Origin of the sequence: Weissella cibaria, assembly GCF_004521965.1 — a bacterium.
GTDB classification, from domain to species: Bacteria; Bacillota; Bacilli; order Lactobacillales; family Lactobacillaceae; genus Weissella; species Weissella cibaria_A.
In genome coordinates, this window is the sequence record NZ_SDGK01000038.1 from 24,737 (window position 1) to 35,070 (window position 10,334).

General features: G+C 41.4%; 10 protein-coding genes and 2 pseudogenes. 4 read left to right on the forward strand and 8 right to left on the reverse strand.

All coding sequences use genetic code 11. The annotated features are described in order from the left end of the window. Positions 1-11 precede the first annotated feature (11 nt). The 5 genes from EST42_RS05995 to rimM all read right to left on the reverse strand — a co-directional run bounded on the left by EST42_RS05995 (position 12) and on the right by rimM (position 4,385). The gene (locus EST42_RS05995; protein WP_099087494.1) at positions 12-968 is read right to left on the reverse strand and encodes a YitT family protein; all 957 of its coding nucleotides are present in this window, start codon (positions 966-968) and stop codon (positions 12-14) included. Positions 969-1,180: 212 nt separating this feature from the next. Next, positions 1,181-2,467, reverse strand: a complete 1,287-nt coding sequence (locus EST42_RS06000) for a dicarboxylate/amino acid:cation symporter (protein WP_099087495.1) — start codon at positions 2,465-2,467, stop codon at positions 1,181-1,183. Between the two features lie 196 nt (positions 2,468-2,663). Then, positions 2,664-3,020: a 50S ribosomal protein L19 gene (gene rplS / locus EST42_RS06005; RefSeq protein ID WP_010372859.1), complete on the reverse strand. Its 357-nt coding sequence runs from the start codon at positions 3,018-3,020 to the stop codon at positions 2,664-2,666. A gap of 118 nt (positions 3,021-3,138) precedes the next feature. Beyond that, complete coding sequence (gene trmD, locus EST42_RS06010) at positions 3,139-3,879, reverse strand: tRNA (guanosine(37)-N1)-methyltransferase TrmD (protein WP_134644648.1); 741 nt, start codon at positions 3,877-3,879, stop codon at positions 3,139-3,141. 2 nt (positions 3,880-3,881) lie between these two features. Then, the gene (rimM, locus tag EST42_RS06015) at positions 3,882-4,385 is read right to left on the reverse strand and encodes a ribosome maturation factor RimM (protein WP_134644649.1); all 504 of its coding nucleotides are present in this window, start codon (positions 4,383-4,385) and stop codon (positions 3,882-3,884) included. Between the two features lie 160 nt (positions 4,386-4,545). On the opposite strand from rimM, the gene EST42_RS06020 reads away from it, so the two are divergent. Continuing rightward, positions 4,546-5,214, forward strand: coding sequence for a histidine phosphatase family protein (locus tag EST42_RS06020; protein WP_134644650.1), 669 nt, complete (start codon positions 4,546-4,548; stop codon positions 5,212-5,214). A gap of 35 nt (positions 5,215-5,249) precedes the next feature. Here EST42_RS06020 and EST42_RS10730 read toward each other — a convergent pair whose 3' ends face one another. Both EST42_RS10730 and EST42_RS06030 read right to left on the reverse strand, forming a co-directional pair. Further along, positions 5,250-5,420 carry a hypothetical protein gene (locus EST42_RS10730; RefSeq protein WP_209019480.1) on the reverse strand — a complete coding sequence of 57 codons (171 nt, stop codon included), beginning with the start codon at positions 5,418-5,420 and terminating at the stop codon, positions 5,250-5,252. 354 nt (positions 5,421-5,774) lie between these two features. Then, positions 5,775-6,731: a TerC family protein gene (locus EST42_RS06030; RefSeq protein WP_134644651.1), complete on the reverse strand. Its 957-nt coding sequence runs from the start codon at positions 6,729-6,731 to the stop codon at positions 5,775-5,777. 829 nt (positions 6,732-7,560) lie between these two features. Between EST42_RS06030 and EST42_RS06035 the strand changes: the two genes are divergently transcribed. Then, on the forward strand, positions 7,561-7,959 hold the full coding sequence (locus EST42_RS06035; RefSeq protein ID WP_134644652.1) for a hypothetical protein: 399 nt from the start codon (positions 7,561-7,563) through the stop codon (positions 7,957-7,959). Positions 7,960-8,042: 83 nt separating this feature from the next. Next, positions 8,043-8,777 (forward strand): hypothetical protein, encoded by a 735-nt coding sequence (locus tag EST42_RS10525; protein WP_167711130.1) that lies wholly within the window; start codon positions 8,043-8,045, stop codon positions 8,775-8,777. Between the two features lie 36 nt (positions 8,778-8,813). On the opposite strand, the pseudogene EST42_RS06040 reads toward EST42_RS10525, so the two are convergent. Next, a pseudogene (locus EST42_RS06040) lies at positions 8,814-9,014 on the reverse strand (hypothetical protein). Between the two features lie 239 nt (positions 9,015-9,253). Between EST42_RS06040 and EST42_RS11415 the strand changes: the two are divergent. Further along, positions 9,254-9,742: pseudogene (locus tag EST42_RS11415) on the forward strand (tyrosine-type recombinase/integrase); the annotation flags it as partial. Positions 9,743-10,334 lie beyond the last annotated feature (592 nt).

Here is a 10,334-nt window from a genome sequence, read left to right on the forward strand (position 1 = left end):
GTCTTTCTTTATTACTTATTTAGTAGCTTATCAGCCTCAGCGTCCAAATTCAATGCATCCGTAATTTGTGCCTGTGCGGCTAAACGTTCACGCCTAATCTGACTTTGCAAATCTTCGTTCCAGAAATTATTTGATACGTTAACCGTGTTAACAATATTAATAAAGGCATCCGGGTCTACTGATTTCGTCAAACGCTCCATTTCAGTTAACTCATAACGTGACAACACCATCATCAACGTTGAGTTCGGCTCACGTGTGTACGCACCAACAGATGGCAAAATCGTAATACCGCGAATTAAATCTTCTTGCAAAGCCTTGGTCACTTCGTCTGCTCGACGGGTGACGATAAAGGCCGTCAGCTTTTGGTGACGGGTGTGAATCGAATCAACAGCCACTGACGTTGCGTAGATGCCAATGATTGTGTACATGGCATTTTGCCAACCGATAAATGAACCCGCAATAACCACGACAAATCCATTAATAAAGAGATTAATAAATCCAATCGACTTTCCGGTTGTCTTCTGGACAATCATGGCAACGATATCCATACCACCAGTTGAGAAGCCCAACTTAAAAGTGATACCAATCGCCACACCCAACAGCAAACCACCAAACAAGCCAGCCAGAATTGGCTCATGTGCCACTAACGTCTGTTTCGGTAAGACAATCTGCATAAACGACGCGAAGAAATTATTCAAAAATGATAGGATCGTAAATTCGCGTCCTGCATAAATCCATCCAGCAATTGCAAGCGGAATATTAACCGCCATGATAATCGCACCAACTTCAACATGAATGCCGAAAACTGCTTTAAAGAATAAACTAAGCAGTTGCGCAACTCCATTAAATCCACCAGAGAAGATGTTATTTGGAATGAAGAAATTATTCATTGAAATCGCCACCAATACTGATGCCGTTACAAATACAATGGCCTTCAAACCATACTCACGTACACGTGTTAATGTCACAAGTGACGCCTCCTTTTATGTCTTTTCAAAGCGGCGTTGGATACCCAAATTTCCACTTTATTTCGTCCCTATATTATCACACACATTTTACACTTACACCACAGCAAATGTCAGGTTTTCTCACTAGATACGCACAACAAGTAAGCAACCCCTAATCAATCAAAAAACTCCCATCTATCCAGTCATGAACCAAACAGATGGGAGCTTATTATTTAATCATTTAATGATGCTAAGTAGCGAATACTCTTTTCCTCATCAAAGTCCTTTTCAGACTTCGAAATAACGATTGATGCGGCTGAATTGCCAACAACGTTAACAACCGTTCGGCCCATATCAACCAACCGGTCAATACCAGCGATGAACGCCAATCCTTGTACCGGCACGCCAATCGTTGACACAGTGGCCAACAAAACAACAAATGATGCACCTGGTACACCAGCCATTCCCTTTGAGGTGATCATCAAGACAACCAACAAGGTCAACTGATGTTCAATCGTTAAGTGAATGCCATAAGCCTGTGCCATGAACAACGCACCCAACGCTTGATAAATGGCCGATCCATCTAGGTTAAACGTGTACCCCGTTGGCACAACAAATGATACAACCCCTTGGCTAACCCCGAATTTTTCCATCTTTGACACAATACGTGGCAACGTTGCTTCTGATGATGCCGTTGTAAAAGCCAAGATAATCTCTTCTTTTAATACCTTGATCAAGGTAAAGACATTGACACCAAAGATGTGTAACACCGCACCCAAAATAACCAAAATAAAGAAAATCATTGTTGCGTAGGCAATAAAGATAAAGAAGCCTAACGACCCTAGTGAGCTAACTCCCATCTGGGCAACAGTCGCCCCAATCAATGCCCCGACGCCAATTGGTGCAACTTGCATCACCCAGTTTGTAACTTTGAACATCACTTCAGCAACCGCATCTAAGAAGTCGATAATGATTTGTCCCTTTGGCCCGATGGCCGCCGTGCCTAAGCCAAAGAAAACAGAGAAGAAAATAACCTGCAGCATCTTATCATTGGCCAACGATCCGAAAAAGTTCGTTGGAATAATGTCCATAACTGTCGACCAGACGCCATGGTCACCCGCCGCTTTGGCCGTCGACAAGTATGAACTGATATTAGATGCTTGCAAATTATGAATATCCACATGTGCCCCCGGTTGGAACACATTTCCGGCAATCATACCAATTAAAATCGCCACCGTTGATAACAATTCAAAGTAGATAATTGTTTTACCACCGATGCGGCCTAATTTATGCATGTCACCCATCTTCGCAATTCCAGCGGTCAGACTCGTCAAAACAATTGGTAACACGACCATTTGAATGAGACCAATGAACATCGTCCCGATATTTTGCATCGCGGTAATTGCCGTCTTATTTTGATAGAAGATAACACCCAAAATAATACCAACAACAAGTCCAAACAAAATGCGCCAACCGAGACCAACACTATGCTTTTCTTTCTTGGTTTTTTTTTCAACCATGAATACTCTACCTATCCCTAACTTTTAAAAATAACACTTGTTCTAGTTTACACTATTTCATAATAAAAAAAAGACTTATTTATGAGTCGAACGCTCATAAATTAATCATTATCTAATGAAACGTTTTACCCAGATAACAGAAAAAGGCTGACTCCAAATGGAATCAGCCTTTTAGAAGCTTAATGACGGAATGTCATTAGGCACGGCGTGCTTCGCGGATACGAGCAGCCTTACCGTGCAATGCACGCAAGTAGTACAACTTAGCGCGACGTACACGACCGTGACGAGTCACTTCAATCTTATCAACACGTGGTGAGTGCAATGGGAAAGTACGCTCAACACCAACACCGTTAGAAATCTTACGAACGGTGTAAGTAGCTTGGATACCAGTACCCTTACGCTTGATAACAACACCTTCAAACAATTGCACACGCTCACGTGAACCTTCAACGATTCGAGCGTATACACGAACTGAATCACCGGCACGGAACTCAGGAATGTCCGTACGCAATTGATCAGCAACCAACTTTTCTAGCAAAGCGTTTTGACGCATATCAAATCTCCTAGTCGATAATCGGTACACCACCCGGCCAGCGGATTATCGGGTTTATTTTTGGGTGAATAAAACACCAGGAATAATATTATCATCTCTGGCGTTTATAAACAAGTCTTTATATTTCGTTTGCTTCTTCCGCTTTGATTTCCTTTAATAACTGACGTTCTTCTTTGGTAAAGTCGTAATCAGTTAGTAAATCAGGACGGCGCAAGTATGTCCGACGTAACGCTTCCTTACGCTTCCATGTCGCAATGTTAGCGTGGTGCCCTGACATCAAAACATCTGGTACCCTCATCCCCCGGAAATCAGCTGGCCGCGTATACTGTGGATACTCCAATAGTCCCGTTGAAAACGAATCATCAACAGCTGACATTTGGTCACCCAATGCCTCATCAAGTAAGCGTACTGTCGCATCAATTACGACCATCGCCCCCAGTTCACCGCCGGTAAGTACAAAGTCACCCAACGAAATTTCATCAGTCACAAGGTTACGGATTCGTTCATCATAGCCCTCGTAGTGACCAGCAATAAAGGTCAAGTGTTCTTCTTGTGCTAATTCTTCAGCCATCGCTTGACTGAATGTTTTACCAGCCGGATCCATTAGAATCACGCGACCACGTGAACCAGCTTCTGCCTCAATCGCGCCCATCGCATCAAAGATTGGTTGTGGCATCAGCAACATGCCCTGGCCGCCACCGTAAATTTCATCATCAACCTTGTTGTGCTTATTGTCAGTATAATCGCGAAAATCAGTTACCTGAAAGTCAACTAGGCCGCGCTCAATCGTTTTACCAATAATTGATTCACGCATAGGCGTAAACATATTTGGGAATAGACTCAATACATCAATGCGCATGGTTAAATTTCCTCTAACATATCAACCTTGGCTACCCCAGCATCCAAGTCGATTTCCGTGACAACATTTTCAATATATGGGATAAACAAATCATCCTGGCCCTTAGCCTTAACCACCCACACATCATTGGCGGGCAATTCCATAATTTCAGCAACCTTGCCCAAAACTTGACCAGTTGCATTATCAATGACATCTAAGCCCACAATTTCATGGTAGTAGAATTCGTCGTCTGCTAAATCTTGTAGCGCCTCTTCCGGCACCATTAAATCGTGTGTCTTGTATTGCTCGACCAAATTGATATTTTGCAAATCCTTAAATGACAACAGCACAAATTGCTTGTGATTGCGGACTGTTGCAATCTCAACTTCAACAGGTGACTTGCCATCAATAATCAACTTATTTCCCTTTGCAAAACGCTCTTCTGGAAAGTCAGTCGTGGCAATGACACGGACTTCACCACGAATACCGTGGGTGTTCACAATTGTGCCTACTTTATACAAAGCCATATTTTTTGTATCCTCTAAATTTTATTCAGTTTCACGCGTATCGTGAAAAATTTCAGTTAATTTGATAACTCCTAGTATACCGTAAATATTGTCCCAACTAAACAAGAATTATCTGAGTAACTTTGATACACTTAAGGCATCAAGATTGGGGGATAAAGACATGAGTATTACTGTCTATATGGTTCGACACGGGCAAACATATCTAAACAAATATCGACGCATGCAAGGCTGGACAAATGCACCGCTAACTGAAAAAGGAATTACGGATGCCCTGGCAGCCGGCGAACGGTTACGCTATGTGCACTTTGCTGGCGCCTATTCGTCTGATTTAGCGCGTGCCGCTGAGACAGCGCGGTTTGTTTTAGACGCGAACCTCACCTCAGACACCCAAGACTTAGTCGAGTTACCCGACTTCCGGGAACAATTTTTCGGCTCGTTCGACGGTCTGACAGGTGTCGAAGCTGGCGAAGCCCTCGCCGGCGTACTTGGTTTACCTGCCGATACAACCTATGGCGATTTAATCGGATCACTTGACGGTGATCAACTAATGGATGCCTTTCACCAAGCTGACCCAGCCGGGGATGCTGAAGATAGCCAGATGTTCTGGACGCGCCTAAACAACGGGTTAGATACCCTACTAACAAAGCATCAAGATGGTGATCGCGTGCTACTAGTTGTCCATGGTATCTTGCTGATTAATTTGGTTAATCGCTTTGCGGGGGAGGCTTACAAAGGTATTGAACCAGAAAACGGGTCAATTACGACTTGGCAACTTAACGAAAACGGTTTGCACCTAGAAACCTTTAATGATACAACCACCGAATGGTAATAAAAAAGAAGCACTGCGGTGCTTCTTTTTTATGCTTAAATATCATCGTCATCACGATACTTGGGTTGCGCTTGGTCTGCTTTATATGCTTGATACGCTTTATAGCTCAAATAACCCACAATAATGATCGCAACCGCTTTCGATGGATCGACGTGATATGAATAACTAATTTTTACATCTGTTTTCTTACCATTCGATGTCGCCACCACAACCCCTGCTTAATCGGCTGCGTCTTAATGGGATACTGCTTGACATAGTCTAATCCCACGAAGTGAATTCCTTGTGACATGCCTTATCGCGGATACCACCAGAAATTGCATACCGAATCCCGACATTTCCATTTTCAACGCGGTCAAAAAACTTAAACCCACCCAAGATAGCTCAAATGACAACAACACTAATCCAATAAGCTTAACCTGTTTACTTATGAACCCCCCCGTATTATTTATGATAAAAGAAATTTTTAGTCACAAGAAATAGTTTATCGTACTTTCGCAATCCTGAATAAAGGCAAAAAAATAAGTCGTTACAACCAAATTGGCTATAACGACTTCATCTTGTTACTTTTTAAATTCATGGCGTGCTTGCACCCGCGCGACAATGACCGAGGCTGCAATCGCCACCACTAATAAACTCACGATGACAATTAACGAAGCCATGTTTGAGATTTCAAATGACCAACCAAACATATTACCCCCTTCATTTATCAACATCTTCGCACCGATAAATGCCAGGACAATTGCCAACGCATACTTGATGTAGCGAAACATCGGTAATAATTTTGACAAGGCAAAGTATAGCGAACGTAACCCCATAATGGCGAAAATATTCGACGTCACGACGATAAACGTATCCGTCGTCACTGCTAAGACTGCTGGAATCGAATCAACGGCAAACAATAAATCTGAGGCCTCAATAAAAATCAAAGCGATTAAAAATTGTGTTGCATAACGTTTGCCATTTTCCTTCACGATAAAATGTGGCTCGGTAACGTCATCCTTAATCGGCAAAACTTTGCGTAGCCACTTGATAATCGGGCTATCATCCAAATTTCGATTGGTCTCTTTTTCGAATAGCATTTTCAGACCTGTATAAACCAAGAAAACACCGAAAATATACATCAGCCACTCAAAACGGTGTAGCAAGGCTGCCCCACCTAAAATAAAGAGCACACGCATCACTAAGGCACCGAAGACACCCCAGAACAAAATCCGGTGTTGGTACTTTGATGCAATGCCAAAAAAGCTAAAGACCAAAATGAAGATAAATAAATTATCGACACTTAGTGATTCTTCCAATAGATATCCTGTTACGAAATCTATCGCATGGTCAACCCCAGCAAATAACCAAATACCGGCTGCAAAGACAAAGGCTAACCCTACCCAGATACCAGTCATTAATAACGACTTTTTGAACGTTGGTGTCACGTTTTCTTTATTAAAGACACCCAAATCCAGCGCCAGCATGACCACCACAAAGGCAAAAAATGCGACCCAGATCCATAAACTAACTTCCATGAACGTTTAGCTTCTTTCTATTAAGGTTAATAGACATTAAGCGTCTACTTTCAATACGCAATGATAGTCATCTCAGTCACAAAATGCAAACACTAGCCCCAATTCGTAACGCGACTATAACCATTTCACCGCAAAAAAGAGCCACCCCAGATAGGTTAGCTCTTTTAAGAAATTCAAAACTTAATACCCAAATTACTTTGAGAACTTCACTTTTAAGCGAAGAGACTTTTTTAATTCATCCATCTTCACAACCTCCTGTCTGTTTATTTATCAAGTACAAGTCGCTTTATTTATCACGTGTGATAAACTGTAAGCAGAAAGAAAACTCCTAATAAAGCCCCGTTACATTAACGTTTCTCGCCAAAGATTGTTAATAATGTAGCTCGTTTTTTAGGGCTTAAATTACTTGATGAGTTAATCAATAAATCACTGGTGATAAAAACGCAAGTGTTTATCGACCATTCGTGCTGATTTATTTTCTCTTTATTAGGAGAATCACTAATGAAACCACTCGACAGCGTTAAAGAACTAGCCAAAAAACGTGACTGGTCATTGCAAAAAGTTGCTACGGAAGCCGTAATTGGAATAAATTCAACATACAGATGGTCAAGTAAGCTCCCCTTCTACAAACTAGTTGCAAGCCGTGGCAGACGTCCTCGGCGTATCAGTAGATTGCCTATTAGGTAACACTGATGAGATGCACAGTAATAAGAAGGATACCCCAGATGATTTAAAAGATTTTATTGATTCTATCCCATCCTTAAATACGATTGTAAGGATATACCAGAGGCAGAAATGCGTATTATCCGCCGAATTTTGAAGGATATTGATGATTGACCTTATAAACTACCTTAATATCATTTCTAATAGAAATGATATTAAGGTAGTTTATAGCCAAGAGTTGGACGCCTATACACCCGATCTAAGTGTTCCATCACAACGTAAGATTATTATCAATAGAAAGAGTAATAACAACGTGTCAGTGGCATTTAGATTAGCTCATGAGTTATCGCACATTTTATTTGGTAGTGTTGAGCAAAATCGTGTTTATGCCTTTTCTATCGGGGCAACGAAATCATCAGAACGAATTGCACACGAACAAGCGATGCACATGATTGTTAAGTACGTCTTCCAAGATACCCCGTCGAATATCGAAACTACGTTAATTTTATGGAAGTATTGGGACTACCTTCCTGCTTTAAAGATGTGGCTCGCGAAGCCGTTATGAATGCATAAAAAAGCCACCAGTTAAGCTGGCATACAATACGTGCAGATAGGAATCACGTTAAAAGCTTAAGGAGTATTGGTTCAATGAAATATGGTAAACATGTTATTGTTGTTCTTGCGATTGCAGTGATTGGTACTGATGGTGCTTTGGTAGTATTCCATAATGGCCATCAAGAGGAAACTTCTAGCGCGAAAATCAAGTATCACAGCACTGAAAAATCTGCTTCAACTAAACAATCATCAACCAGTAATAAAACATTATCAAGTAGTGTCAAACAACAAACAAGCACTTCCCCTGACAGTTCGTTGGATTCCGCTGTTAGCTCTGAGATTGCATCATCTGCTTTACCCACTGGCAATACTGATACACAAACAGATATAACTGATACAACAGATACACAAATTAACCAACAGCCAGCACAAACCGATACAGCAGATACACAAATTAACCAACAGCCAGCACAAACCAATACAGCAGATACACAAGTAACTGTCGATTCACAGAATGACGGTTCAAATGTCCCTTATGATAATGGTGATCCTAACACGGATATTCACTCATTTATCAACAAGTACGGTACTACACCTGCTGGCTGGCTAGTACAAAATAAAGGTATGTCAGTTAAAGATGCTCTAGCTGCTACGCCTAACAACATGCAAACTTCTGGTGAAATTCAAGATGAGTACATGTATGATCAAGGACAAGACCCCGTTCAAGCTTACCAAGATGCTCAAAACAGCGGTGACGTACAAGAAAATACTGACAAAGGTACCCAACCAAGTGACGATAACACTGTTTGGTCAGATGCCACAGAATAAAATAGCCACCTGTTACGGTGGCACAGTTTTGATAAATTATTTGAATAGATCGGAAATACTAAAAGTGGTCTTCTTATAGACTTTGTTATAAGATGCCTGCTTAGGGTCTGTTAACCAGCCCATGCCCTTCTGCCCCTACCCTGGAATAATTGCCTTCTTAACTGCTCGTTTAGCCTTACCAGTAGTCCTAACTTTAATAGAACGCATGGGGCTTGGCTTCCGCATACCAAATTTCATACTTCAAATATCTCCATCAGCCAGAATATCGTTAACAATATTTTGTTACAACAAAAAATGCGCACATCCTGCGACCAAACAAGGAAATGTGCGCGTTATCCAAAACAGAACATCACTGTCCTATTTACGTATTTAATTGTATCAGACCTAGGCATGTCTTTAAACTGTCTAAAATTTCTATGCAAAGGTTAGGTTTAAACTAATGGCAAGTATAACTAAACGGCAACAAGTGGCGCGCTCGTGCATCTTATATTGATGCCAAAGGAGAACGCCAAGACCCCAGTAAGACGTTCGATACAGAGCGTGAAGCTACTGAATGGGCTGCCAAGCTCGAAACACAAATCATTGACGGCGCTGACGTCAACGCAGGAAAGCTCACCTTTCCAGCTTATTTCAGGAATTGGATTGAAACAACCAAGCAAGGCACTGTCCGTGCATCTACCTACACTCGATACACAACTACTGCTAACCTAATTGATCAGGTATTCACTGGTATAATCATGGAGAAGCTGACAATGTTGAGCCTACAAAAGGAGCTAAACGTATTTGGTGTAACCCATTCAAAGAAGTATGCCCGTAACATTCTAACTTTGATTAAGACGTCATTACGTGATGCTTACCTTGACGGCATCATCAAGCGTGGCATTTTTACTCGTCTTCAACCAGCCGGTCAAGTAGTTGATAAAGGTGAGGTTCTAAAATATTTGGTGCTGATGACCACTCGCTAACGCGATTGGTTGTTGGTACCTTTTTTTGGTTTATTGGGTGTAAAAATAAATAAGGAAAGCCCGGCTGCAACCAGTCTGTCCAAAAATGTCCTCGAAAGGATATCCCAACATAAATAACGATATCAGAAATTTACTCAGATTAACAGATTTAAATCCAACGGTTGATCCAAATACAGAACAATATTTCAGCGAAATGAACCACAATGGTACTGACACGGTCACGTGGAAGCTTCTTCTAACGTATGCTACTACCTGTGACAAATGTGATAATCCAATGGTTAATAATGGTACCAAAACGGTTATTCATAAAGGGCCACGTAGCGTATTTAAGTTTCAAAACTATAGAATCCGAAAGCAAAAATTTCTATGCAAGAAATGTGGACACACGTCCATTGCGCACCTCACTGACATTCAACCAAATAACCATGTCATCGATAAGGTTAAACAAGTCATAGCAATGAAACTGAGTGAAAGCGTTAGTCAACAGCACATCGCTTTAGACAACAACGTATCAACGCAAACCGTCATGCGCGCAGCTGAAGGCTTATTCGTTTACAACAAAACAAATTGCCATTACCTACCACAAAACATC

Bases quoted from the DNA above. Each gene is read 5' to 3' on its own strand.
- EST42_RS06020 (WP_134644650.1), top strand. From the start codon at position 4,546: ATGAGTATTACTGTCTATATGGTTCGACACGGGCAAACATATCTAAAC.
- EST42_RS06000 (WP_099087495.1), bottom strand. From the start codon at position 2,467: ATGGTTGAAAAAAAAACCAAGAAAGAAAAGCATAGTGTTGGTCTCGGT.
- EST42_RS06030 (WP_134644651.1), bottom strand. From the start codon at position 6,731: ATGGAAGTTAGTTTATGGATCTGGGTCGCATTTTTTGCCTTTGTGGTG.
- EST42_RS06035 (WP_134644652.1), top strand. From the start codon at position 7,561: ATGATTGACCTTATAAACTACCTTAATATCATTTCTAATAGAAATGAT.
- EST42_RS10525 (WP_167711130.1), top strand. From the start codon at position 8,043: ATGAAATATGGTAAACATGTTATTGTTGTTCTTGCGATTGCAGTGATT.
- trmD (WP_134644648.1), bottom strand. From the start codon at position 3,879: ATGCGCATTGATGTATTGAGTCTATTCCCAAATATGTTTACGCCTATG.
- rplS (WP_010372859.1), bottom strand. From the start codon at position 3,020: ATGCGTCAAAACGCTTTGCTAGAAAAGTTGGTTGCTGATCAATTGCGT.
- rimM (WP_134644649.1), bottom strand. From the start codon at position 4,385: ATGGCTTTGTATAAAGTAGGCACAATTGTGAACACCCACGGTATTCGT.